This window comes from Bacillus sp. BB51/4, assembly GCF_008368845.1.
Lineage (GTDB): Bacteria > Bacillota > Bacilli > Bacillales > Bacillaceae_G > Bacillus_A > Bacillus_A wiedmannii.
The window spans coordinates 79,396-105,917 of sequence record NZ_QOSC01000008.1 but is presented as its reverse complement, the minus strand read 5'-3'; the positions used below and the strand labels follow the sequence as shown (position 1 = coordinate 105,917).

Here is a 26,522-nt window from a genome sequence, read left to right as displayed (position 1 = left end):
CCTCCATTTTACACGATGTCATCTAATAACTTATGTGCTTCCTCTTTTGTTTGGACAGATATTAATCTCTCTCTATAACTATCATCCATAAGTTTTCGTGAAAGCATTTGAAGAATCTTCAAGTGTTCATTTCCTTCACTCTCTTTTGGAACTGCAATCATAAATACTAACTTTGCATCCGTTCCGTCTAAACTTTTCCAATCTACCCCCGATTGTTTAATCCCAAATACAACACTCGGTTTTTTTACTGCATCCGACTTTCCATGAGGAATCGCAATATTCATTCCAATCCCTGTACTACTCTCTGCTTCGCGACTCATAATAGCTTGCTTAAACTCCGAATCAGAATGTAAAGCACCGACAGCATTTAATTTCCCGATCATTTCATCAATAATATCGTCACGTGTCTCTCCTGCTAAATTAATATCTATTAACTCCAGGCTCGTTATATCTGTTAACTTCTGAATTTCAATCTTTTCATTTTTCTTTTCTATTACTTGCTCTTGAACTTCCGTTACTTCCTTAGTTGCTGACACTTCTTTCATTTCTTTTAATTCCTGTGTTTCTTCAGCTGTCGAAATATCTTTCTTTAATATATTCACAATAAATGCCGTAACAAGAGAACCTGCAATAATGGCAACAAAGAACATAAATACGTTATCTACCGCTCCTAGTACCGCAACAATCGGTCCTCCATGTGCTACTCTATCTCCTACGTTACCAATCATTGCAATAACTGCACCTGTCATAGAACCAGCCATAATGCTCGGAATAACACGCAATGGATCCTGCGCTGCAAAAGGAATAGCTCCTTCTGTAATACCGAATAAGCCCATCGTAAATGAGGCTTTCCCCATTTCCTTTTCAGACTCTTGGAATTTTCGCTTTCCTATAAATGTAGCAAGTCCCATCCCGATTGGTGGAATACAAATTGCTGCTGCAATCGGTCCCATAATTTCATAATTGCCTTCTCCGATCATTGCCGAACCAAATAAGAATGCCACTTTATTTACTGGACCACCCATATCGAATGAAATCATTGCACCTAAGATTAATGCTAAAAGAATTGAACTTGAACCTTGCATACCAGCTAACCAAGCTGTTAATGATTCAAATACTTGTGCTACAGGAGCACCGATAATAAATACAAATGCTAAACCAACAATAAGTGATGTAAATACCGGTATAATAATAATCGGCATAATTGGTTGAAGCGCTTTTGGCACTTTTAACTTTTTAATCCCTAAAGCTACATAACCAGCTAAGAAACCTGCGATAATACCGCCTAGGAAACCTGCTCCACTCTCACTACCATAAAAACTTCCTGTTGCTGCAATATATCCGCCGATCATACCAGGAACAAGTCCAGGTTTATCAGCTATACTATACGCAATATAACCAGCTAGAATTGGAACCATAAATGCAAATGAAGCTCCACCTATTTGCTCAATTGTTTTCCAAAAAGAACCTTCTGGTATTACTAAACCACCAGGAGTCTTTTCGCCGCCAAGTGTTAATGCAATTGCGATTAATAATCCCCCTACAACAATGAAAGGAACCATGAATGATACACCATTCATTAAATGACGGTATATAGGATTTTGTTTTTTTCCTTGTGAGTCATCCCTTGCCTCTTTCACATCTGAATGATAAACAGGAACATTACCCTCTACTACTTTTTGAATGAGCTCCTCTGGTTTACGAATACCATCTTTAACTCCTACAACTAGTAACTTTTTACCTATGAATCTATCTTTATTTACAGCACGATCTGCAGCTATAATGATGCCATCCGCTTCACGAATTTCTTGCTCAGTAAGTTCATTTTCAACACCTATACCACCTTGTGTTTCAACTTTCATTTGAATTCCTAATTTATCCGCTGCTTTTTGCAAGTTTTCTGCAGCCATATACGTATGGGCAATCCCATTCGGACACGATGTAATCGCTAGTACTTTCATTTTAATCCTCCTCAACCCTTATGTAAGCGCCTACAAATACTATATACCAATATTTGATTCATAAAAGTTTTCTTTTTTACCGTAACCTCCGGAAAAATATTATTTTTCCAAAGCAAACAAAAAAGTAAGGCTTCTCGCCTTACCTATTCATATCTTAAATAAGATAAAAACTTCATTATATTCTTTTCCTTTATAAGCTTCTGCACAAAAACAGGTTGTTCACTTATAAAAGACAACTCATGAAATAACTGTTTCGTAACTTCCTTACCATCACTCTTAACTGCTAACATAAATACGAGCGATACCTTCTCTACTCCCCAGTCCAGTGGCTCCTTCAGCGTAGCCACTGCAATTACGGATTGTTTAATTAACTTAGGACTTCCGTGCGGAATAGCAACTCCTGCACCAATTGTCGTTGCTGACATTCTATCTCTAGCAATCGCACTTTCAATATACTCTTTCTCTACATATCCCTTTTCATAAAGAGATTTCGCCATTCTTTCAATTAATTCGTAGCGATGTTCTACTTCTTGTTGTAAAAAGACTAAAAAAGGAGTTATGTAATTCAATAAAACAAAGTCTTTACTTCCGTTAGACGGTAGTTCATCTAATTTCTTCATAAAATCCTCTAACTTACTTTCTTCACTCCGCTCTAATAACGGAGATACAACATAATGGGGGATCTTTAACTGTGGAAGATCTATCGTAGAAATAATAAGCTCTACCTTTTTATTTTTCGTTAAGTATTCTTCTAAATCGGACTTTGCGATACAATCCATCACATGTACATATCGGAACTTCCTTTCGATTTTTGTCCGTAATAATTGCGACATCCCTATCCCCATATGACAAACAATAATCACATTTTTTGATATCTTTTTATCATTCAAACGCTCCATTGCCGCCTGAAAATGCAAAGTAAGATAGGCTGCTTCTTCCTCAGGGATTTGTAAGCTTAATGATGTATTAATATCATCCAGCTCATGAATTAACATATCAAACATATACGGATACATACGCTTAATTTCATGAAGCATCGGATTCGAGACAGAAAGATTATATTGCAAACGATTTAATGTCGTGTACAAATGCATCTGTAATCCCTCTACTAAAAATGTATCCTTATCGAAATCGATTTCATTCAACTTAGACATACGATCTATTAAATGCGATACAACTTGTGAAAGCACGGGGCTACTCACATTTAGCTTACTTTTTTTCCATTCATCTTGATAGCGAAATTTCCCACCTAAAATATGAATGGCTAAATAAGCTATCTCTTCTTCAGTAAAATGAACAGTAAATACAAACTCTAACCTTGTTAAAAAATCTAATGTCCATCCATACTCTTTCGTCTCTCGCACAATGCTTAAATCATCTGTAGACATTGAAATTGGTTGTTTTAACTTCATCCTCCGCACCATGATTAACGTATGTAATAAAAGATTTTCTAACGTATCATCCGTAAAGAATATAGCGTATCTTTTTTGTAACGCTTTCAATTCTTTCATTACAAATTCAATTTCATGATACAAAAACTGCTCTTTAATAAATTGATTCATTAACTCCCGATTATGAATTAAATCTGATAGTTTAACTAATGCTTTCCTCTTATTTCTCTCATCGCCTTCTACCGTTAAGCCTACTCTCTGCTTTAAAATTAACTCTAATCCCAGTTCCTCAAGCCATTTTTCAATTCTATCTAAATCTTTCTTAACTATAGCTCTATTAACGAAATACCGCTCAGCAAGCTCCTGCACCGTAACTGACTTAACATTCATCAACAAACTATACGCTATTTGTAACACTCTCTCCTCGTCTGATTCATAGCTTACATCCTGTTTTACAGCATACAATTTATTGAACAAACTCGACTTATCATAATCCTTAATTTCTAAACAGACACCTAAACCCGGTTTCCGAATAAGAAGTGCATCTGAGTACTTCTCTAAATATTCCTCAATCACCTTAAAATCATTACGAATCGTCTTCTCCGAACAACCTATCCTATCAGCAAGCTCCTGCACTAACAAATACTCATTAGACTCAGACAATAAAACTTGTAAAATTTCCTGTTGTCTTTTATTCATCTGCTTCACCTGTTTCTTCTATCCTTTGTACCCAATATGTTACTAACTTAGTTCATTTATCATAACATATTAGTGAATTTCTGAATTAGGGGATTTTATTGTTTGAAATTTGTTCATAAAAAAAGAGTATTATGCCACGGCCTTTAACGTATATTGAAATCCCTGGAATGGAAAAGGTGCTTAGTTTTAGTGGTTAAATACCTTCTTTCTAATTGATCTAATGTAGTTAAAACCAAATCCAAATTATTTTTAGATATACCTTGTAGGAAGCGATTTCATTGTTGTATAGATCAAACACAGTTGACAGATAGGCGAATTGTTCTCCGATTTGTACATAAGTAATATCTGTTACGAATTTTTAATTTTTCTTTTCAGCCTGAAACTCTCGATTCAAGTGATTTTTAAACACGACAGATGTTTTTCTTCCATAAAACGGACGTTTCTTTCGAATGATAGATTGAATACCCAGTTGTTCACGAATTTCTCGTAATGATTTTCCTTCTTCTAATCGAAGATGAACTGCTTCTCATTTTAGTTCTTCTGTATATTTTTGAAATAATTGTCCCTTTCTTGCCATAAAAAAATCCCCTCCAGATAAAACAGTATTGAGTCCATCATATCAGATGGACTCTTTTTTTACTGTCTACCTATAGGGGATAATATCAAAGCCACCCTTTTTAATAAAACTTATACTTTTATTATAAAAATATCATCAATCCGCTTCTGATTTATATTCACTCTTAATAGTAACAAATACTCCACTCATTAAGAATATAATTCCTGCTGAGATGAAACTAATGGCAGATTCACTTATGATTGAGGAACATAATGTCCCGATTAATGTAGCAGCCATTAAATTTGAGAAATCCCTTATATAAATATCTTTATTTTTATTCTTCCTAAAAAAATGAACAATTATAATAAAAAACAAGAAAATAAGTATCGAAAATAAACCTAATTGCCCGACTATCATACCTATGAAACTTTCACCAGCACCAATTTCATCATTGTTTCCACTTGCATATAAATTAGCAAAGTTACCGGCCATCCCCAAACCAAGACCAAAAGGATCATCAGCTATTACGGTAAAGTTATGTGTAAGACCTTTTAAGTGACTAGGTAAAGATGAAAACTTCTCAGCATTTGATAAAATTACAACCAATACTGCTCCTAAAAAGCTCATCAATACAAACCCTAATGGTCTGTATTTACTTCTAAACACTTTAAATAACACAACAATGGCAAAAGATAGCATCCCACCTTTTGATAAAGAAAGCAGTAGTGCAATTATAAGTATTACAAAATAAAATATAGTTTTCTTTCTACTGAACATATGAGTAAATACTAATATAGCAAGTGGGAAAACCAAATACTGTCCGAATAAAGTAGGGTCTGCTATAAATGAAACCATACGTCTAAGCGAAGTTCCTATAAACGCTACAAAATCAAAAGTGTAAAAGTTCCCTGGAAGTCCACCGGCTGCATACGCCCAGTTTCCCATTCCCTTACTGTGCATATATTCTACTATCCCGATATTCACCCAAAATGAATCTCCTAAAATAAACCTTTCTAAAAAACCAAAAATACATGCCATTACCGAGATTTTAACAAAAAACTTTAAAAATTCATCTGCTCTTTCTTTTTTAATAAATAAAAACCTACCTAACAAATAAAGAGCTATTGGTGACATTAACTGTCTAAATTGTACAAGCTTAGTAAACAAAGCGGCGTCTGTAGGAACAACTAAGTAAATACCAAGGCATACTGTGCTTATGAATGCTAATACATCAACAAAAGTAGCTTTAAATTTTTTGAAATTATAGACAAACATAATTACTAAAGCGGCATACGTTAATATGTCTTTTAACAAAATAAACAGCTGAGGTATAGAACCGCCAATATATTTTGCTAATAACATTGCGATGGAATTTTGAAGCACAATATACAACATTAACAAATAAATAAATCGATGTGGCTTACTAGCAATAAATATTATTATACTCAACACAAAAATTAATACAAAAAAAACAGCTATAACTATCGGGTATAGGGATACTATACCAATAATTACAGATAATAACACAATTAATAGAACAACAGCTATAATATTATCTTTTTTTATTGACATAAGATTGTTCATTTTGGTCCCCTTAATTCTTTTTCTAGAAAAATTGTAACTAAAGTAAGATTTTCCGTCAAGTTATTCCATTATATCTCAAACATAGATAAACATATGTATTAATGTTCTAATGTGAATTGTGTATAGTAATTTTTATCTTACAAACTAACTTTTGTGTCCCATCACAAAAAGTTAGTTTGTAGCTTGGTTTAGGCGAATTGTTCTCCGATCCGTACATAAGTAATATCTGTTACGAATTTTTGATTTTGCTGTTCAGCCTGAAACTCTCGATTCAAATGATTTTTAAATACGCCAGATGCTTTTCTTCCATTGATAGATTGAATATCCAGCTCTCTCATAAGACGACGAACGCGTTTATGAGTCATTGCCATTCCTTCTCGAGCTAAAGCTCGAGTCATGCGTTTATCTCCATAGTAAAGGTGCTGACGATGAATAGACAAAATATGTTCTTTATGCCACATATCCCTTTTCTGACGCAAACGCTGCACGTTATGCTATTTCCGCGATTTGAAATAGCCATCTGAGCGGATACATCTGGTGTAATGAATCGATAAGCGAAAATCGTTCTTTTTTAAGACCATTCTTTCCCCTGTAGATTTAGATTGCGCTTTTTTAAACACTCAACCTGCGCCTTCAAATAAGCATATTTTTCTAGACTATTAAAATTCTTGCGATTCCAAACACCACGTTGACCCTAAAAAGATTCTCCCTATTGAGCACGTTTATCCACTCTACAATCTGTAGCATCACTCTTTATACCCATTTGTTCACGAGTTTCTCGTAATGATTTTCCGTCTTCTAATCGAAGACGAACTGCTTCTCGTTTTAGTTCTTCTGTATATTTTTGAAATAATTGTCCCTTTCTTGCCATAAAAAATCCCCTCCAGATAAAACAGTATTGAGTCCATCATATTAGATGGACTCTTCTTTTACTGTCTATCTATAGGGGATACTACCACTACATATCGAACTCTTATAAATTTATTATAAACGATTCTAATATCTTCCTTAATAGTAAGTAACTTTTGTTCACTATTTTGTAAAGAATTATCTTTACCTTTTAGCGTTAACGATACAAGATCTTCACGGAAGAAACCATACTTCTCAAATACTTCCAATAGACCATCGTATAACGTTTTTCCTTGTGACTTGTAGTATGCAGCTACTTCACATGCGAATAGAACAGATTGTACTGCATCTTTATCACGACAGAATGGACGGATTAAATAACCGTAGCTTTCCTCATAACCGAATTGGAATTCGTATTGTCCGCTTTCTTCATACTGTTTAATTTTCTCACCGATAAATTTAAATCCAGTTAACGTATCAACTGTATCTAAACCGTATGCTTTCGCGATTGTACGACCAATTTCAGACGTTACGATTGTTTTTAATACAACACCGTTCTCTGGAAGTGTTCCGTTTTCTTTCTTTTGAGATAATAAGTAATCAAGCATTAATGCACCTGTTTGGTTACCAGTTAATACTTGGAACTCACCATCATAATTACGAACTGCTACGCCAAGGCGGTCTGCGTCAGGATCCGTTGCGATTAACACATCTGCGCTTACCTTCTCACCGTCACGAATTGCATACTCAAACGCTGCATGCTCTTCTGGGTTCGGTGATTTAACTGTAGAGAAGTTCGGATCTGGTAACTCTTTCTCTTTTACAACCGTTACATCTGTAAATCCAACTTCTTCTAAACCACGGCGTACAGAAATATTTGATGTTCCGTGTAATGGTGTAAAGACGATTTTTAAGTCTTTCCCAACATTTTGTACCATTTCTTTATTAATGATGACATTGTTCAATTCTGTAGCATATGCATCATCTACTTCTTGTCCAATAATATGTAATAAACCGTCAGCTTTTAATTGCTCCACATTAGCAACCTCAACTGTTAACTCCTCAGCTTCTTTTGGAGGCAACTGCCCACCATCTTCACCGTATACTTTATAACCGTTATATTCCGGCGGATTATGGCTTGCCGTAAGAACGATATGTAAATGACGAACTGCGGAAGAAAGCACTGGCGCTGGACGTAAGCTTTCAAACACATATGTTGTAATACCCTGTGCACCAAGTGTAGCAGCTACTTCCATTGCGAACTCAGGTAATTTATGACGAGAATCATATGCTACAACAACACCGCGCTTCTTCACCTGATTTTTCAATAAACTTCGCTAATCCTTGCGTTGCTTTACGAACTGTATATACGTTTAAACGCTTCGTACCAGCACCAAGTTCACCACGCATACCACCTGTGCCAAACTCTAAATTTTTATAAAAGCTGTCCTCAATTTTCTTCTCATCTTGTTTCATGTTTTCTAGCTGTTCTTTTAATTCTGCATCTAACTCTGCATATGAAAGCCAGCGACTATATTCTTGTTTCCAATTCATATGATTATCCCAATTTCCAATTAAAAAGGTATGCTTTAAAACATATACCTTAAAAAGTAGTAACTTAATTTTCGTATTTAAATTTAAACTTACTATTTTTCATACCCATTAGGTTTCTTCTGATGCCAATTCCAAGCATGCTCAATGATTGTCTTCACATTTACATACTTAGGATCCCAACCTAGCTTCGCTTTCGCTTTCTGAGAAGAAGCAACTAGACGTGCTGGATCTCCCGCACGGCGCGGTGCTACCTCAGCAGGAATTTCATGATTTGTAACTTCACGAACTGCATCAACGATTTCTTTCACGCTGAAACCATTACCGTTCCCTAAATTATAGAAATCACTCTCTCCGCCGTTCTGTAGGTCTTTAAGCCCTAAGAAGTGAGCTGCCACTAAATCTTCAACATGAATATAATCACGGATACAAGTACCATCTGGTGTATTATAATCCTCACCAAACATCATAATCTTCTCACGTTGCCCTAACGCCACTTGCAGCACAAGAGGAATTAAATGCGTCTCTGGACGGTGATCTTCCCCAATAATACCATTTGAAGTTGCACCAGCCACGTTAAAGTATCTGAAAATCTTATAACGTAAATTAGAAGCTTGGCTATACCAATGAAGCATCTTCTCGATTGCTAACTTCGTCTCTCCATACGTATTCGTTGGATTTGTCATCGTTTCCTCAGTAATAAGGTCTACATCTACCTCACCATACGTTGCCGCAGTAGAAGAGAAAATAAACTTATCTACCTTAAACTCATCCATTACCTCTAATAAGCAAAGTGCACCATACACATTGTTATTGTAATATTGAAGAGGCTTCTCCATACTAACTCCAACTAAAGAATCAGCTGCGAAATGCATAGCCGCCTCAATACTCTCTTGTTTAAAAACATCTCTTAAAAATGCTTTATCACGAAGATCTCCATTATAAAACTTCGCACCTTCCGTAATTGCATCCTCATGACCAGTTTGTAAGTTATCTACTACTACTACAGATAAACCTTCGTCTACTAATTTTTTCACAGCGTGAGAACCGATATAACCAGCTCCGCCGCAGATTAGAATTGAGTTCATTGTCGTCCTCCCACATATATTAGGATTTCTTATTCACTCTCTTAATTATAAAAGGTATACGATTGCTCGTATACCTTTTGTGTACCTTTATTACTTAGCAACGAAATAATCCGTTACATATTGTGCCCAAACTTCGTGGCCTTTAGCACTTGGGAAGCCGAATTCTTCTGTTAAATATGGCAGGATAGACTTCGTTGCTGCATCAGGCCATACTCCCCAATGATCTACATATGTATAACCATTTTGCGTCGCAAATTGCTTTAACGCCTCAATTGCCTTCGGATAATTCTTCGCACCATACACTGGGTTTGGTGGTTGAATCATAATCGTAGCACCCTTCGCACTAGTAGAAAGTGCTTGAACAAACTTCTGTGTACTCGCAACAGAGTTTCCATTACCAGTTTTACCATTGTCAGTAATAAATGGTGGTTCGAATAAAATCACATCTGGATTATCTTTCGCAATCTCTTTATCACGCTTATTTGCGATTAACTCGTCTGTGCTTTCACCCTTATATTCCTTTACTGTCACATTCCATAACCCTTTACCGTAAGCAGTTTCTAAATTATCCGTTAACTTAGCTGCCCAAGCATCTTTTTCAGATGAAGAAGCTTCATCACCAACAATAACAAGATTTACTGCCTTCTTATCCTCAGCAGCTTTTTTTAACTTCTCTTTCACTGCATCTGGTAAATTCTTCGCATATGCTTCATTAAAAGATGACTCCACATCTTGTTTTTTCTCTGTGTTCTTCGCTCCACTATCTTTCACTTCAGACTTCATTTTCGTTACTTCACTCGTCTGCCCTGTCGCATTCGCAACCTTCTTATTCCAGTACAATTTACCGCTCACAACCGAAGCAACAAACAATACAAAAATAACTAGTACAAGTACTGCTTTCTTATTCATCGATTCACCTCATCTATTAATCTCACAATATATAATACTAATATAAATCCATGCAAAAATAAACCCAACTCCTACCAAAGGAGTTGGGTTATTACATATTACTTAGTCACTTCAAGATGCGCTCTTAGCTTATTCGTAATATCTTGTTTCGCTGCATCTGGAACATAGTAGTACCAAATACCATCAGCGGCTTTATGGCCATCGCCTGGAATTTGGATTTCTTCACTATTCTCCATGCAATCTTTATAGTTCTTTTGAATTTCAAACATTTGATCCTGAGTTAAACTTGTTTTAACATTTTTCTCAATCGCTTTTAACACATCACCATAACTTGCTAGAGAAGATACACTTGCACCTTTTTTAATTACAGCTTGGATGACTTGACGTTGACGCATTTGGCGACCGAAGTCACCGCGTGGATCTTCATAACGCATACGAGTATATTTTAGGGCTGTTTCACCATTTAAATGGATATTACCTTTAGCAAAATGTTGATCCCTCGATGTAAACTCCAAATCGTTATTTACATCAATACCTCCAACAGCATCTACAATATCTCTAAATCCAGCCATGTTTACTTCAATGTAATGATCAACCGGTACGTTTAGAAAATTCTCTACTGTTTTTACAGCCATATCAATTCCACCGAAAGCATAAGCGTGGTTGATTTTATCCTTTTTACCTTTACCAACAATTTCTGTATAAGAATCACGTGGAATACTTGTAATTTTCATAGATTTTGTTTTTGGATTTAAAGTAAATAACATAAGTGAATCTGATCTACCTGTTCCATTATCTTCTTGATCTACACCCATCATTAAAATAGAAATAGGCTTTTTATCAGACACATCAACTTTTTCTGAACGTTTATCCGATTTATCACGGTCTAATGGCTTGTGAACTGCATCTAATGTGTTCGTTACATTAGAATACACATGATAAGCATACGCTCCGCCACCAATAACGAGTACTCCTACTATACCGAGAATCCAAAATAAAATTTTCTTTTTCATTCTTATACCCTCTTTGCTTATAATTACAAATAAAATACTAAGACTTCTTCATTATATTATAGCAATAATACTAAATGATAAAGTTAAATTACAAAATTAATATGACCTATCCTATGGATGAGAGACAATTAAAGTCACATTTCCTTTTACAACAAAACTTTCAATTCCAGCAGGAAGAATAAAGTGATCTCCTTTTTTTATACTAAATTCCCCACTTACAGTTCTTAACGTCGCTTCACCTTCAATTACACTCGCCAATTGAAATGGTTGATTCTGTTGAAAAGATGCTTCCATTTGAACTTCCCATTTATAAACTGAAAAATACTTTTCTTCTACATATTTAGTAACAAAGGCACCATTCTCTTTTCCAATCTCAGGATAGATCTTATAATCTTCATGAGGAATCATTGATACAGCGATTGATTTTTCAACATGTAGGTCTCTCTTATTCCCATCACTATCGATACGATCATAATCATACACACGATATGTCGTATCTGAACTTTGCTGTGTCTCTAATACTAATGTTCCTTCACATAACGCATGAATCGTCCCACTTGGTACATAGAAAAAATCTCCAGGTTTAATTGGTACTCGACGTAGTAATCGATTCCACTGGTTATTTTCAATCATACCTTCAAATTCTTCTTTAGTTTGAGCAGTATGTCCGTACACCATTTCAGCATTTTTTTTACAGTCAATAATATACCAACATTCTGTTTTCCCTAACTCACCATTTTCATGGATATTTGCAAATTCATCATTAGGATGTACTTGTACAGATAAATCTTGTTTTGCATCCAAAATTTTAGTTAATAAAGGGAACTGATCAGATTTATAGTTCCCAAATAATATCCTATGTTCATCCCATAGTTGCTTTAATGTTAACCCTTTATATTTACCGCCCTTTACGATACTCGGTCCATTTAAATGAGCAGAAATTCCCCAGCACTCTCCGGTTGTTTGTGAAGGTAAATCATAATTAAATCCTTTTAAAGATTCGCCTCCCCAAATCCGTTCCTGTAATACTGGCTGAAAAAATAATGGTTCTTTATACAAAATAACTCCACCTCTAGCTACTTTTACTACTAATTTTTACTTCTTTAAATAACAAACTTCCTCGATTTCATTCCATTGCATATAAATTCGAACAATATCTTCCTCAACTAGCTCGCTACCTGATTGCACTTCGATAAACTCTAAGTCTGTAACAGCTTTAATTGCATGCTTCTGTCCAGGTTGAATTTCCAAGACATCCCCAGGGCGAACAACTCGTATTTCATCATCTAATACAAAAATACCTTCACCTTTTACAATTGTCCAAACTTCACTTCTATTATTATGATATTGATAACTTAAATTTTTACTAGCTGTAATACCAATGCGCTTCGTTAATACCTCGTTCCCATCATCATATTTAGTATAATCTAGTACACGATACCAACCCCAGCGGCGCTCTTCATACATTGGTCTTTGATCCCAATCCCCCACCAATTCTTTCACTCGAGGGCTTGCATCTTTTTCTGAAACTAAAATACCATCTGGACTAACAGCTACAATTATGTTAGAGAGACCTAATACAGAAACTGGGATATCTAACTCATTAATAATATGATTTTTCTCACATTCAATCCCCATATTTCCCTTACCAAGGATGTTCGTCCCCATTTCTTCTGTAAGAGTATTCCATGTTCCAAGATCTTTCCATGAACCGTTATAAGGAAGTGCAACAATATTTTCAGTCTTCTCTACTACTTCATAGTCAAAACTTATCTTCGGTAAACTTGCATATTGTTGAACTAACATATCATATTGAACAGGAAGTCCTTTTTGATCTAATAGGGAGATAATTTTATCTAATTTAAACGCAAATACACCACTGTTCCAAAGTGCATTTTGCTTTAGTAACTCTTCCGCTTCGGCAATGACTGGTTTTTCTTTAAAATGACTTACTTGAATAAGTTCCTGTGTACTTTTCTCTACATTTGGAACAATATAACCATATTTTTCAGATGGATATGTAGGAGTAATCCCCATTAAACCTAAATCTGCGTTTGATGAGTTTAGTGCCTTTTCTAAATCTAATAGTCTTTCAAAGAAACTATTTTCTACATATGGGTCTACAGGTAATACACCTACAACCTCATCCAAATCAACGTGTTCTTTAGAATATAGATATGAAGCGGCAAGGGCGATTGCTGGGAATGTATCACGGCGTTCTGGCTCAATAATAATAGGTACATCATTTCCTAGCTGACCATTAATCATATCTACTTGAGATTTACTTGTAGCAATAACTGCATCATTTTCAATTCCTAAGCTTGTTAATTGTCCCCATACCCTTTGAACCATAGATTGCATTTCATCATTATTATTTTTGAGTACCTTTAAAAATTGTTTAGATCGTGAATCATTTGATAATGGCCATAATCTTTTTCCTGACCCACCTGACAAAAGAATTAACTTCATATTTTACTGCCCCCTTCTTCTTTTAAAAAACTCCTTAAATACTAAAACTAGAAAATAACTATCATTAATAAAATATCTTCTAAACATACGTTTAGGTTCTTGAAGAAATCGATAAAACCACTCTAATCCTACTTTTTGCATCCATAGTGGTGCACGTTTTACAGTACCAGCAATAAAATCAATAGAAGCACCTATCTGAAGGGATATTGGCACATTTAATTCTTTTAAATTTTCATATATAAATCGTTCACCTTTAGGTGATCCTAAAGATACTAGTAATATGTCTGGCTGAAACTCTTGAATTTTTTTTATGCTTTCTCCTAAAACATCTGGTTGTTTTTCAAAACCAAATGGGGGTGAATAGGATTCGATAGGAAATGTATATCCAAATTCGGATTTGATTTTTTGTATAGCCAAATCTGGTACCCCTTCTCGTGATCCAAAAATAAATACTTTATAGTTATTACGCTGAGCCAATTCAAATAAATAGGGGGTTAAGTCTGATCCCGATACTTTCTCCTTTAATGGAGCGCCTATTTTTTTTGAAATCATAAAAATAGGTGCCCCATCAACTAGTGTTAAGGTAGCACCTTTATAAATTTCCCTAAAATTAGGGTCTTTATGAACATTCACAATATGATCAACATTTGGTGTGACAACATATCCCTGTTCTTTATTAAATTTATTATGATCTATTATTTTATTAATCTGCGTAATGGTCTCATTCATTGTTAGATTACTAAAATCCACATCGAATAATTTTACTGATTCTACTATCACAAATTCTCATCCTTTACACTTTTCCATAATTTTTTTCAATTTATCTGGTAAATAATCTGCTGAATAATTTTGTTGAAAATTCATATTGGCGGATTCAGAAATTCTCAATAATTTTTCTGGTTGGTTCCTCAATTCTTCTAAAGAATCTATAAACTCCATTTCATTATCTGCCAGTATAATGTCTTTTTTATTTTTATAAATTAGCCCTTCCGCACCTATAGATGTAGATATCACAGGAATTTTCTTCGCAAAAGATTCTATAATCTTTACCCTTTGTCCACTTCCTACAAAAAGAGGTACTATACTAATATCACATTTTTGAATATATTCATCTACATCATCAACATAACCTGTGACAAATACATCATCATTATTATTATATCTTTTTATATCCTCTGAAGGATTACTTCCTACAATATACAATTCGTAATGATCTTTATTTAACTTATCCCATACCTCTTCCATGAACCACTGGATTCCATTTTGATTCGGATACCAACTCATGGACCCTAAAAACAATAACTTTACTTTAGAATCTTTTTTTAATTTATATTGATAATTTTTAGTAATATCCATATGGATAGGTAAAACATTTAAACTATTAGAACTAATTCCTAACTTTTCAAAAGAAAGTTTATCTTCGTTACTCAAACATATGATTTGATTCACTTTTTCCATAGCTTTCATTTCAAAGTTTTTTAATTTTTTATATTCAATAAAGCCTAGGATTTTCTTAATAGGATTCTTTTCTGTTTCTATAAATCTCTTAAAGATTACATTTTCTACATTATGTTGATCCAATATCACATTTTTTTGCTTAAATATCTGACTATATACCATCATTGGTAAATGATCTATATATACATATTCGTAATCCTTTTTTTCTAGCTTTTCGATTATAATCGCTTCTAGTTCTTTAGAATAAAATTTATTTATACTATACGGATACGCACTAAACAGACTTTTAATATAATCCTTCAAAAAATGCTTAAATGACGTACTTCTAATTAGATTTTTTTGAATAACTTGGGAACTTGTTGCTATTTCTTCTAAGCTACTGAGATGTTTTTTATCTTCTTCTACATTTACATAACTTATTAGGTCTACTTCATAATTTTTAGCTAGTGCTTTAATTGTATTATACGTTTTAATTTTCCCGCCATTATCCAATGGAAAAGGCAGTAAGGTTGTAACAAATAATACTGATTTCATAATTAATCAGCCTTTCTATTCTACAATATAAATGATTAATGAAAATAATTATTTAACTAATGCTTTTTCCGATTCCATCGAAACGATAGCACTTATAAAAAATATAAAAGGATACATTGATTGAATATTGGTCAATGTATTATCGTAATAAGATAAAAATGCAAAACCTACTACAAAGCTCACAAAATATACCTTGAATATAAATTTATTTTTTTTGCAATTTTTTCATAAACAAGCCTAAAAATATATACTATGGCTGAGAAAAATAAGATACACCCAATAATCCCTGTTTCTAAATAAAAACGTAAATATTCATTATGCGGTGCTACAAAACCATATACCGGTGGATTAAGTAGCTGTGCGATTCCTAATCCTCTACCAAGAAGCTTAGTATCCGCTGCCTCTTTTAAAAAATATGTCCATGCATACTCACGACCAGAAGTATCAAAGTTACCGTTATAACTAAATGTTCTCTGCATTAAATTATCAAAAGAGAAGTAAATCATAATCATCAATGCTACCAATACTAATGTTAAGGTTATTACATAAATTACTTTCCCTTTTAAGAAATTTATTAAAAAATATAGTAATATTACTCCAACTAAGATTGAGCATGCCATCATAAATGTTCTAGTATATGTCAGAACAATAATTCCAAAATTAATAGCAATCAACAACAGATAAAAATCCCTAGGTTTTCTTAGATACTGATATACAAGTACCGCAATAGCAATAAAACATAATTCCGCTAGATACGCCGGGACATTTTCCTCTTGAAATCTTTTCGTTCCTGTATATTCATACATAAAAACATCTCTAATCCCCAGTAAATCTAATGTAACTCCTGCAATGGAACTGATTATTGGGAATATAGATAATATAAATAGTATCTTTTCTATCGATTTTGCTTCCCATTTTATCATTACTATCAAAAATGGAAGGAACAAGCCAATATATGCCTTAAATATAACAAATAAAGGAACCCCCCCTATAAAACACTACCATAGTAGAATAAATACATATAAAACTAATAATTATTCTAGGGTAACTAAATGAGTAATTAACTTTGTTTTTTTGTAATTACTAAAATTATTATACTAATCAAGAATAATAACTTATAAGCTGTTACAGCATCTACACCAAAAAAATCTACTTTTATAAAACATTGAAATGATATACAACTCATTACTAACATGAGCATATTATTAGATACTGGATTATATAAAGAATATAAGATTAATAAAATACCTATAGGAACAATAATACTTCCTATAAAGCAGAATATTAATAAATACCCTAGCCAATTATTCTGATATATTAACGATTTATACACTTAAATCATATTTTTTTAATAAATTCATAAACCCGTTCACAGTTTCCAAAATCATATTTATTAAAGATTCTCTTTATACTTTTATATTTTGTAGAGTTTTCCCCATTGGAATCTAAGTGATCACATATTTCTTCCCAGTCAAGACAAATATCACCACAAACAATATCTTTATAATCATAATATAAATTCGCAACCTTCTTAGTGTAAAACTCGTAATCGAAAGGGGCAAATATTATCTTCTTATCAGTCAACATGTAATCAAAAAATATACTCGAATAGTCTGTAATCAAAATTTCACTTTTAGTTAATAATGGATATGGATCAGCCTCATCGTAAACTAAAATATTTGAACTACCCTTAAGGTATTTAGATAACTCCCCCTTTTCAACAAAGTGCGGTTTTATCACCAATAGATACTTCTTTTTTTTCAAAAACTCATTAATTTTCGCTTCATTAAATTTATAGTCTTTCAACAAATCAACAATAGTATAATCTGAAAAACCCCTATGAGTAGGTAGCCAAGAAATAATTTTTTGATATCCAGCAAGCCTGCTTTCTGCATCAACTACTTTTCCTTCCTCAAATAAATCGTTCCTTGGTTGCCCCAATGTTATCATTTTATCTTTAGATATTTTAAACGCTGTTTCAAAAGAGTCTTTTACCTGATCAGAAGCAACTACTAAATAATTACACTTCATGTAATCCATATAAGGAAAGAGTTTATTAATAGCCTTTTTCAGTGAATTCTTTATTTTTCCTCTTTCATTCCAGGAATCTGCATCGTATCCTATCTTTTTTAAGGGCGTTCCATGCCACAATTGTATGATTTTTTTTCTTCCCATTAAATATGAGGGTAGATCTTCAATTGAATGTGTTAAAATCGCTATTCTGGCTCTCAATAAAACATACATTCCTTTAAGAGTATAACCATATATAAATCTTTTATCAGAACTATATTTATTAGCAAGTTCTTTATTTTTTGTTATCCAATAAAAATCTAATTCATTAACCTTTTTTTCTTCTATATCTTTCAAATACAAGTACAGGTATTTACTATTATCCGCGAAATGTTGCCCTTTAGATGATCCTAATACTATCAAATTACTTTTTTTAGGAATTAAACTTGACAATATATATAGCGGTAATTTTAATATATTAAAAATTGTTTTTTTAAAATCCTTTTTTAATATGACATTTCCCATCTCTTTTCCTCCTATTTTTTATAACCTGCTGTTTTCAAAAATAACTCCGTTTAATTTTTTTCTGCAGCCATATAACCTAATTACCAATACTATAAACTGTGTCAATATAAGTATAGCTGTAATGTAGTAAATATTACCTGAAGGAGCTATTATTAACAGCGAAAGAATATGAAAAATTGAAGCAATTAAAACACTATAATTTGCATAATTAAGATAACCAAAGGCTGCTAACAATGGGTATCCTATTAACATACTAGGAATTGAAATGTATGCGGCAATTATCATTATTTTTAAAATCCCAACACTAACATCATAGTTTGAACCAAATAAAAGGTTAATTATAAAATCACTCATCATAAAAGCTCCAACGGAACCAACTGTGCTTATAACCATGACTCCAAGGAAAATCTTCTTAAATATCTTTATATCTTTATTCCTAGCCATATGCGGATAGATAGCATCTACAATAGTAGAAACACCTGTTGAAATTACATTGCATATTTTTTCTGCAGCTGAGAAGTAACCTACTGCTGTATTTCCTAAAAATATGCCTATTAAAAATGTATTAGATATAGTATAAGCACTCACTGAAATACGAGATATAAAGAATTGACCACTCTCTCTTAAAGATTCCTTAATTATAGCTTTTTGAGGAAAAGCCAGTCTTAGATTAAATTGCTTTATAGCGATATAAAACCCTATGCCCCCAGCCACCACGAATCCCAAGGAATTTAGAAGTGGTACATAATACAATTCTTCTTGACTTTTTACAATTATAAAAATTAGTACAGTAAAGATTGACTTTGCTACTATATTCAAAATCGTCGTGTATTTCATCTTTTCCATTCCCTGAAAAAGCCAGACTGGAAACAATACTTGTCCAATAACTACACCAAAATTTAATATGTATACATACATATGTTGATGAAATTTATCAATAAAAAATGTCATAACTAATAAAATAATAAAACTTATAACTAATAAAACAACTTTAATAAGATATACTGCTGAAACTATCTCACTTACTTTATCGTTATCTTCTCTATATACCGATATCTTTCGAGTCGCCGACAAATTAAATCCAAAATCAGTAAGTAAAACAAAGTATTGGATAAATGCTTGTGAAAACATAACTAATCCAAATCCTTCTGCCCCTAACACTATACCTAAATATGGAATAGTCAATAAAGGTAATAAAAAATTAGCTATTTGCATAGCAAATAGCGCAATAAAGTTTCCTGTGATTTTCTTTGTAGTAGACATTATCTTACTCCTATATTATTTAGAAAGTACCTCTTTCATATCAGTTTTAATTTTTGTAGTGGATATGCCATCTGTCCTTGGTAAATATACAACCTCACAATATTCCTTTAAGAAGTCAAATTCACCCTCCCAATCATTTCCCATTACAAACACATCAATATTATTGCTTACAACATCCGTTACTTTCTGTTCCCAAGTTATCTCTGGGATTACTTCATCAACGTATTTTATTGCCTCTAATAATAATTTTCTTTCATTATAAGAAAAATAAGCCCTTTTATCTTTCAACATATTAAATTCATCTGTTGATAAAACTACAATTAAATACTCCCCTAGTTGCTTTGCTCTTCTTAGCAAATTTATATGTCCATAATGTAACAGGTCAAATGTACCATAAGTAATTACTCTTTTTGTCATATTTAAATTTTAGCTCCTTCACTAATATTTGTTCATCTATATGTATTAACTTTAATTAATACGCATCGTTTGATTTTAATAAAACCTTTACAGTTCTTAACAAAATTTTAATATCAAACATAATATTACGTTGTATAATATAGTAAACATCAAGTTCTACCATTTGCTCAAATGAAAGATTACTTCTTCCACTCACTTGCCATAATCCAGTACATCCAGGCGTTACTAATAAACGTTGCTTATCATAGGAGGTGTACTCTTTTACTTCCCTTAATAATGGTGGTCTTGGTCCAACTAAACTCATTTCGCCCTGTAACACATTAATTAATTGTGGAAGCTCATCCATACTCGTTCGTCTAATAAATTTCCCTATTTTCGTAATCCTTGGGTCTTCCTTCATTTTAAACATGGCACCCGACACTTCATTGTATTCCAACAAATCCTTTAGTTTTTCCTCTGCATCCGTTACCATTGAACGGAATTTATACATATAAAATTCCTTTCCACCTTTCCCAATACGAACCTGCTTAAAAAGCACTGTACCTTTTGGATCCTCGTACTTAATAAGAAGTGCTATAATTAGAAAAACTGGTGATAAGAGAATTAGGCCTACTAACGCGCCTATTACATCCATATAACGTTTGGTTATTAAATAACCTTTTCTAGAATTTACTTCTTCCAAAGTAAACAATGCATTCTTTTCCCTTTGTATATTCTCTTCTGATACTTTTATTAAAGCCAATTCACCCCACCTCATTCCCTTCTTTTCCGGCTAACATTTTTATATATTTAATCAATTCTTCCTTCAGTTCTTTGTGCTGAAGTGCTATTTCAATTGTTGTCTTAATAAATCCAAACTTCTCCCCAACATCATAACGAGTACCTTCAAAATCATAAGCAAATACACGTTGAATTTCATTTAAACGTTGAATTGCATCTGTTAATTGAATTTCCCCACCAGCACCTGTCTGTTGATCTTCGAGGAACATAAAGATTTCTGGCGTTAATACGTAACGACCCATAATTGCTAAATTTGATGGAGCTGTACCTTCTGCTGGTTTTTCGACAAATTGACGCACTTGATAACGACGTTCATTTTGTTCAACTGGATCGATAATACCGTAACGATGTGTTTCGTTTTCTGGTACTGTTTGTACACCTATAACAGATGATTGTGTCCCTTCATATTGATCCATCAATTGGCGTAAACATGGCGTATCTGCTTGTACAATATCGTCACCAAGTAATACCGCAAATGGTTCATTTCCAATAAACTTACGTGCGCACCACACTGCATGACCAAGCCCTTTTGGTTCTTTTTGTCTTATGTAATGAATATTAATTCTTGAAGAAGCTTGTACCTTTTCAAGCATTTCATACTTTCCTTTTTCTAAAAGGCTTTGTTCTAATTCGAAGGAATGATCAAAATGATCTTCAATCGCGCGCTTTCCTTTTCCAGTAACAATAATAATATCTTCAATTCCAGATTCTATCGCTTCTTCTACTATGTATTGAATGGTCGGTTTGTCAACGATCGGTAACATTTCTTTCGGCATCGCTTTCGTTGCTGGTAAAAATCTTGTTCCAAGACCAGCTGCTGGAATAATCGCTTTTCTTACTTTTTTCAATTGTATTCCCCCCTGCATCCTTTTATTTGTATGTAACAATAACAAAAACCCTACCTATAGAGTCATGTTTATAACTCCATAGGTAGAGTTTCTATTACAAATAAATTATGGGCATCTAACCCATCCTCACGTCATACTCCCGACAACAAGCGTCTAAGGTAGGTTCGAAATGAAAATTTCTACCCACAGCACGACCGAGTGCCTCCATTGATAACGGTTAGGAGACATCACCTGTTCTTTATTTAAAAGATGCCAAACAACTTTTTGCGACGAATTTGTTCTGGATCTTCTTTATAAATTGCTTTCCCACTAATGATTAAATACGGATTTTCCTTTAAGTCGCTCATAACATTCATTCCGAATTCTTTTTCAATTAACTCGTAGCTTTCTGTCAGATGAAATCCTCTTGAAGTTATGTTATGCGCATCCGATGCAATCATATGGGTTAAATTATGTTCAACAAGTTGTAGTGAGAACTTTTTAATTTTTTTACCAAACTTACCCAGTAAACTGCCTGCCGTTACTTGTGTTAATGCCCCTTTATTGACAAGGTTATATAACTTATCTGGCCGCTCGATTAACTCGGCATTACGTTCGGGATGAACGATAATTGGGATCATTCCTTTTACACGTAGTTCATACAATAGTTGTTCTGCATAACGAGGTACATGATTAGATGGAAATTCAATGAATATGTATTTATTTGTTTCATTTAAAGTAACGATTTTACCAGCTTCATAGTCTTCTAATAAATCACCATATAACCTCACTTCTTGCCCCGGTAAAATGGTAAGCGGAATATTATGTTGTTGCAGTTCATCATTTAGTTGTTTTACTTGATGAATAATTGAAGTACGTTCATTTATATATTTTCCATTTTGATGGTGTGGTGTTGCGACAATTGTATGAATACCTTCCTCTATTGCCTTTTGTGCCATCACTAAACTATCTGTTACCGTTTGTGCACCGTCATCGATACCAGGTAAAATGTGACAATGTAAATCTATCATTTGTTTCATCCTCCCTCTCTCATAGTAATCTTTTTTCCCTGTTCACGTTCACGATCGTTCAGAACAACACCTAACAATTTCCCTTTAGCTGATTCTAGCAACCCTTTTGCCTTTACTGCCGTTTCTTTTTCTGTTGATTCACTACGAACAACAAGAATGGAAGCATCACACACATTTGCCATAATTTGCGCATCGGTTACAGCTAAAATTGGTGGTAAATCAAAAATAACCAAATCGTACAGGCTATATGCTTGGGCAAGAAGCTCTTGCATTGATTTCGATCCTAACAGCTCTGCTGGATTCGGTGGGATTGGACCACAAGCTAAAAAGTGTAAATTATCAACTGAAGTCGTCTGTACACATTTTTCTAAACGTTCACTATGTGTTAATACGTTCGTTAATCCGAAAATATTATCTACTTGAAACATTTGATGCATCGCTGGTTTACGCATATCTGCATCAATTAATAATACTTTCTTACCTTGTTGAGCAAACACAACTGCCATATTCGCTGTTGTTGTAGTTTTCCCTTCACTTGGGTTCGCAGACGTTACCATTAATGAATGTAAATTCGTATCAATAGCTGCAAATTCGATATTCGTTCGAATATTACGATATTGTTCTGAGATTGGTGATTTCGGTTGTTGATGAGCAATTAATTGACGGCGTTGACGATGATTCTTTTTCTTTTTAAATAAATTAAGAGCCAATTGTTTGTCCCCTCACTTTTCTTGATGATGTAGCGTGTGATTTCACGTTCATTGTTTCTTCATCCATACGAGCTACAATACCTAACACTGGTAAGCCAAGTAAGTTTTCTACATCTTCTTCTTTTTTCACTGTGTTATCTAAGTATTCTAGTAAGAATGCTAGACCAACGGAAGCCATTAAGCCAACAACAAAGGCAATTACTACATTTAACATTGGGCGTGGTTTAATTGGAGATTGATTTTCTGCAACTTCTGCTTTCGATAATACTGTTACGTTGTCCACATTCATAATTTTTGCAACTTCACCTTTAAATACATCTGCAGTTGCATTTGCAATATCGCGAGCTAGTTTTGGATTTTTATCCTCAGCTGTTACAGAAATAACTTGTGAATCTTTTTCATTCGCAACATTAATTTTTTCTGTTAACGCTTGTGGTGTCATATTTAAATTTAATTTTTCATTTACTTGATCTAAGATTACTGGACTTTTAATAATAACCTTATATGTATTCGTTAATTGAATATTCGTTTGAACTTCACCAGCTTGAATCATTGCACCCTCTTGCTTCTTCTGATTCACAAGAATTTGCGTCGAAGATTGATAGATTGGTGTCATGAAGAAGAAGCTAATGATAGCACTTACAATAGCTGCACCAAAGGCAATTACGAGGATCATTGCTAAACGTTTTTTTAAAATATGAAATAACTCTTTCAAACTAATTGTTTCTTCCATAAGTTCCTCCAACTTTCTAAATTTTGCACATAACAAAAATTATAACATATAATCTTACATTTTTTTATTTTAGTAATATCTATGTACGATTGTTATTTAAAAACATATATAATCTTACAAAATAATCTTAAATATGACAACACATTCCATCAATTTGCCAAAAATTCTATTATATTATGTTTTTTGTATAATGCGATACAAAATTTTAAAACAATTCAAAAAAGCTAGTAAAAAAATTACTAGCTTTAAAAAATACTATTTCATACATTATTTTCTAATAATATCCATATTGCTCTTGTTCTTCTCTTTTATCGTTTAATATAACACCAAGTAGCTTTCCGGATGCTTTATCTAATATTTGTTTCGCTTTTATTAGTTTATCTTTTTCTGTTTTTTCACTGCGCGCAACCAATAAAACTCCATCACATTTATTAGCGAGTATTTGTGCATCTGTAACGGCCAATACAGGTGGTGTATCAATCAAAACGATGTCAAACATCTTATATGCCTCTAGAAGTACTTCGTCCATTTTACGATAGCCTAGTAGCTCCGCTGGGTTTGGCGGGATTGGACCCGCTGACATAACATATACGTTCTCTATGTCTGTTTTTTGAATACATTGCACAAATGATGCTTGTCCTGATAATAAATTTGTTAATCCATTTGGATTGTGTGCAGCGAATAAATTTTGCAATGTTGGTTTACGTAAGTCAGCTCCAATTAACAATACTTTTTTCCCTTGTTGTCCAAAAACAACTGCTAGATTAGAAATGGTTGTTGTTTTCCCATCACCTGGATCTGCTGAAGTGACAATGATAGAACGGATATGGTTATCTACAGATGTAAATTCAATATTTGTACGGATATTACGGTATTGTTCCGTAATGCGTGATTTAGGCTCTTTATTTGTAATTAATTGTCTTAATGGCTTTCTTTTCTTTCTCCCGAACATGTTATGGTCTCCTTTTTCAGAATACGTCATTTTCCCCTTTTTCTCTTTTATGCTCGATATGCTACGCCAATTTTTCATTTACTTCTACCGTTAAATTTCTCCATTACTTTCCTCTGCTCTTCATCATAACGAATCAGAATAACCTTTGTCCTATCCCACACCTTCTATAATGTGACAACGACATCTCTATTTTCATCGCGCTATCATTTATCTTAATTCCAAGATATTTATAGCGTCATTATATACGAACTTCCATTCATTTACAACAAAAATTCTGATTACTCTGCATTTTAATATTCCGAATAAAAAATACATTAATTAAAAAAATTCTTCTGCATGTTACAGAAGAATTTTTTTAATTAACATCTATTCTTTTTTATCACCAATCGCAAATGTAATTTCAGCTTCACATGCAACTTCACCATCTACTGTTGCGATTGCTTTTCCTTTTCCGATTGGACCACGTACACGTGTCATTTCTACTTCTAGGCGAAGTTGATCACCTGGACGTACTTGTTTTTTGAAACGACAATTGTCGATACCAGCGAAGAAAGCAAGTCTTCCTCGGTTTTCTTCTTTCTTTAATACCGCAACAGCGCCGACTTGCGCTAACGCTTCTACAATAAGTACACCGGGCATAACTGCATAATCAGGAAAGTGCCCGTTAAAGAATTCTTCGTTTGCGGATACATTTTTAATTCCAACCGCTCTTTTTCCTTCATCTACTTCTAATATTTTATCAACAAGTAAAAATGGATAGCGGTGAGGAATGATTTCTTTAATTTGTTCTATATTTAGCATACAATAATCGCCCCTTTTATAATATTGGTCTTACCACTTGGACATATTGTTTATTATCCCATTTTGTTTATTGTTTGTCATTATAAAGTGAAACTTTAATCGGTGGGGAGCTTTTTCCATCCCCACTGATTATTAGCCTTCACCAATCGGGCTTTTACGGGTAGTTGATCTCCCACCTAACTCCCTTGCATTCACTAAATTTTGAGGTGGGAGTCTTACTGCCCGTTAATGCGGGGTAAAGTGAAACTTTAATATCTTTTCAGCTTTATATATAAAAAAATGCACACACCCTATTCCATTAAAATAGTTGCATATTCCAGCAACTGACACGGAGGTAGAAAAGAGTGTATGCCCAAATTAGGGAAAGGCAATATGTATTTGAACATGATTTGCCTTAATGTCGTATTCGAC

21 protein-coding genes and 3 pseudogenes are annotated in these 26,522 nt (G+C 33.5%); all 24 read right to left on the bottom strand.

The features are described 5' to 3' along the window. Window positions 1–8: 8 nt before the first annotated feature. The 24 genes and pseudogenes from DN392_RS09185 to fabZ all read right to left on the bottom strand — a co-directional run bounded on the left by DN392_RS09185 (window position 9) and on the right by fabZ (window position 26,111). Window positions 9–1,961, bottom strand: coding sequence for a PTS fructose transporter subunit IIABC (locus DN392_RS09185; RefSeq protein WP_000865784.1), 1,953 nt, complete (start codon window positions 1,959–1,961; stop codon window positions 9–11). 143 nt (window positions 1,962–2,104) lie between these two features. Continuing rightward, complete coding sequence (locus DN392_RS09180; protein ID WP_001042648.1) at window positions 2,105–4,051, bottom strand: BglG family transcription antiterminator; 1,947 nt, start codon at window positions 4,049–4,051, stop codon at window positions 2,105–2,107. Between the two features lie 132 nt (window positions 4,052–4,183). Next, window positions 4,184–4,523 (bottom strand): annotated as a pseudogene (locus DN392_RS09175) (IS3-like element ISBth8 family transposase); the annotation flags it as partial. Between the two features lie 240 nt (window positions 4,524–4,763). Then, entirely contained in the window at window positions 4,764–6,191 is a 1,428-nt protein-coding gene (locus DN392_RS09170; RefSeq protein WP_001061357.1) for a hypothetical protein, read from the bottom strand. Window positions 6,192–6,382: 191 nt separating this feature from the next. Further along, window positions 6,383–7,062: pseudogene (locus DN392_RS09165) on the bottom strand (IS3 family transposase); the annotation flags it as partial. A 166-nt stretch (window positions 7,063–7,228) separates the two neighbouring features. After that, window positions 7,229–8,594 (bottom strand): annotated as a pseudogene (locus tag DN392_RS09160) (phospho-sugar mutase); the annotation flags it as partial. A 92-nt stretch (window positions 8,595–8,686) separates the two neighbouring features. After that, the gene (galE, locus tag DN392_RS09155) at window positions 8,687–9,679 is read right to left on the bottom strand and encodes a UDP-glucose 4-epimerase GalE (RefSeq protein WP_001084639.1); all 993 of its coding nucleotides are present in this window, start codon (window positions 9,677–9,679) and stop codon (window positions 8,687–8,689) included. Window positions 9,680–9,769: 90 nt separating this feature from the next. Further along, window positions 9,770–10,588, bottom strand: coding sequence for an SGNH/GDSL hydrolase family protein (locus tag DN392_RS09150; protein ID WP_001034196.1), 819 nt, complete (start codon window positions 10,586–10,588; stop codon window positions 9,770–9,772). 98 nt (window positions 10,589–10,686) lie between these two features. Further along, window positions 10,687–11,601 (bottom strand): polyisoprenyl-teichoic acid--peptidoglycan teichoic acid transferase TagU, encoded by a 915-nt coding sequence (gene tagU / locus DN392_RS09145; protein ID WP_000727076.1) that lies wholly within the window; start codon window positions 11,599–11,601, stop codon window positions 10,687–10,689. A 111-nt stretch (window positions 11,602–11,712) separates the two neighbouring features. Continuing rightward, the gene (gene manA, locus DN392_RS09140; protein ID WP_088321286.1) at window positions 11,713–12,660 is read right to left on the bottom strand and encodes a mannose-6-phosphate isomerase, class I; all 948 of its coding nucleotides are present in this window, start codon (window positions 12,658–12,660) and stop codon (window positions 11,713–11,715) included. Window positions 12,661–12,696: 36 nt separating this feature from the next. Next, a complete protein-coding gene (locus DN392_RS09135; RefSeq protein WP_000767080.1) occupies window positions 12,697–14,070 on the bottom strand; it encodes a sugar phosphate nucleotidyltransferase in 1,374 nt (457 codons plus the stop codon). A 3-nt stretch (window positions 14,071–14,073) separates the two neighbouring features. After that, window positions 14,074–14,850, bottom strand: coding sequence for a WecB/TagA/CpsF family glycosyltransferase (locus DN392_RS09130; RefSeq protein WP_000634660.1), 777 nt, complete (start codon window positions 14,848–14,850; stop codon window positions 14,074–14,076). 6 nt (window positions 14,851–14,856) lie between these two features. Beyond that, complete coding sequence (locus DN392_RS09125; RefSeq protein WP_000843803.1) at window positions 14,857–16,062, bottom strand: glycosyltransferase; 1,206 nt, start codon at window positions 16,060–16,062, stop codon at window positions 14,857–14,859. A gap of 179 nt (window positions 16,063–16,241) precedes the next feature. Then, window positions 16,242–16,868, bottom strand: a complete 627-nt coding sequence (locus DN392_RS09120; RefSeq protein ID WP_033658934.1) for an O-antigen ligase family protein — start codon at window positions 16,866–16,868, stop codon at window positions 16,242–16,244. A 532-nt stretch (window positions 16,869–17,400) separates the two neighbouring features. Then, a complete protein-coding gene (locus tag DN392_RS09115; protein WP_088321285.1) occupies window positions 17,401–18,597 on the bottom strand; it encodes a CDP-glycerol glycerophosphotransferase family protein in 1,197 nt (398 codons plus the stop codon). Between the two features lie 18 nt (window positions 18,598–18,615). Next, window positions 18,616–19,860 (bottom strand): flippase, encoded by a 1,245-nt coding sequence (locus DN392_RS09110; protein ID WP_000108281.1) that lies wholly within the window; start codon window positions 19,858–19,860, stop codon window positions 18,616–18,618. A gap of 15 nt (window positions 19,861–19,875) precedes the next feature. Beyond that, on the bottom strand, window positions 19,876–20,277 hold the full coding sequence (gene tagD, locus DN392_RS09105) for a glycerol-3-phosphate cytidylyltransferase (RefSeq protein ID WP_000167062.1): 402 nt from the start codon (window positions 20,275–20,277) through the stop codon (window positions 19,876–19,878). 55 nt (window positions 20,278–20,332) lie between these two features. Next, window positions 20,333–21,019, bottom strand: coding sequence for a sugar transferase (locus DN392_RS09100; RefSeq protein WP_001173936.1), 687 nt, complete (start codon window positions 21,017–21,019; stop codon window positions 20,333–20,335). 1 nt (window position 21,020) lies between these two features. Further along, entirely contained in the window at window positions 21,021–21,905 is an 885-nt protein-coding gene (gene galU / locus DN392_RS09095) for a UTP--glucose-1-phosphate uridylyltransferase GalU (RefSeq protein WP_000757811.1), read from the bottom strand. Between the two features lie 242 nt (window positions 21,906–22,147). Beyond that, complete coding sequence (locus tag DN392_RS09090) at window positions 22,148–22,915, bottom strand: tyrosine-protein phosphatase (protein ID WP_000566204.1); 768 nt, start codon at window positions 22,913–22,915, stop codon at window positions 22,148–22,150. Between the two features lie 5 nt (window positions 22,916–22,920). Then, complete coding sequence (locus DN392_RS09085; protein ID WP_149238013.1) at window positions 22,921–23,625, bottom strand: CpsD/CapB family tyrosine-protein kinase; 705 nt, start codon at window positions 23,623–23,625, stop codon at window positions 22,921–22,923. Beyond that, on the bottom strand, window positions 23,615–24,358 hold the full coding sequence (locus tag DN392_RS09080) for a YveK family protein (protein WP_000393149.1): 744 nt from the start codon (window positions 24,356–24,358) through the stop codon (window positions 23,615–23,617). Before DN392_RS09080 ends, DN392_RS09085 begins: the two co-directional genes overlap by 11 nt. 274 nt (window positions 24,359–24,632) lie before the next feature. Next, window positions 24,633–25,310 (bottom strand): CpsD/CapB family tyrosine-protein kinase, encoded by a 678-nt coding sequence (locus DN392_RS09075; protein WP_000467965.1) that lies wholly within the window; start codon window positions 25,308–25,310, stop codon window positions 24,633–24,635. Window positions 25,311–25,676: 366 nt separating this feature from the next. Next, window positions 25,677–26,111, bottom strand: a complete 435-nt coding sequence (gene fabZ, locus DN392_RS09070; RefSeq protein WP_000931959.1) for a 3-hydroxyacyl-ACP dehydratase FabZ — start codon at window positions 26,109–26,111, stop codon at window positions 25,677–25,679. Between the last annotated feature and the right edge of the window lie 411 nt (window positions 26,112–26,522).

Coding starts and splice junctions, on each gene's coding strand:
- DN392_RS09185 (WP_000865784.1), bottom strand. CDS start 1,961: ATGAAAGTACTAGCGATTACATCGTGTCCGAATGGGATTGCCCATACG.
- DN392_RS09180 (WP_001042648.1), bottom strand. CDS start 4,051: ATGAATAAAAGACAACAGGAAATTTTACAAGTTTTATTGTCTGAGTCT.
- DN392_RS09170 (WP_001061357.1), bottom strand. CDS start 6,191: ATGAACAATCTTATGTCAATAAAAAAAGATAATATTATAGCTGTTGTT.
- galE (WP_001084639.1), bottom strand. CDS start 9,679: ATGAACTCAATTCTAATCTGCGGCGGAGCTGGTTATATCGGTTCTCAC.
- DN392_RS09150 (WP_001034196.1), bottom strand. CDS start 10,588: ATGAATAAGAAAGCAGTACTTGTACTAGTTATTTTTGTATTGTTTGTT.
- tagU (WP_000727076.1), bottom strand. CDS start 11,601: ATGAAAAAGAAAATTTTATTTTGGATTCTCGGTATAGTAGGAGTACTC.
- DN392_RS09135 (WP_000767080.1), bottom strand. CDS start 14,070: ATGAAGTTAATTCTTTTGTCAGGTGGGTCAGGAAAAAGATTATGGCCA.
- DN392_RS09125 (WP_000843803.1), bottom strand. CDS start 16,062: ATGAAATCAGTATTATTTGTTACAACCTTACTGCCTTTTCCATTGGAT.
- DN392_RS09120 (WP_033658934.1), bottom strand. CDS start 16,868: ATGTATGAATATACAGGAACGAAAAGATTTCAAGAGGAAAATGTCCCG.
- DN392_RS09115 (WP_088321285.1), bottom strand. CDS start 18,597: ATGGGAAATGTCATATTAAAAAAGGATTTTAAAAAAACAATTTTTAAT.
- DN392_RS09110 (WP_000108281.1), bottom strand. CDS start 19,860: ATGTCTACTACAAAGAAAATCACAGGAAACTTTATTGCGCTATTTGCT.
- tagD (WP_000167062.1), bottom strand. CDS start 20,277: ATGACAAAAAGAGTAATTACTTATGGTACATTTGACCTGTTACATTAT.
- DN392_RS09090 (WP_000566204.1), bottom strand. CDS start 22,915: ATGATAGATTTACATTGTCACATTTTACCTGGTATCGATGACGGTGCA.
- DN392_RS09080 (WP_000393149.1), bottom strand. CDS start 24,358: ATGGAAGAAACAATTAGTTTGAAAGAGTTATTTCATATTTTAAAAAAA.
- DN392_RS09075 (WP_000467965.1), bottom strand. CDS start 25,310: ATGTTCGGGAGAAAGAAAAGAAAGCCATTAAGACAATTAATTACAAAT.
- fabZ (WP_000931959.1), bottom strand. CDS start 26,111: ATGCTAAATATAGAACAAATTAAAGAAATCATTCCTCACCGCTATCCA.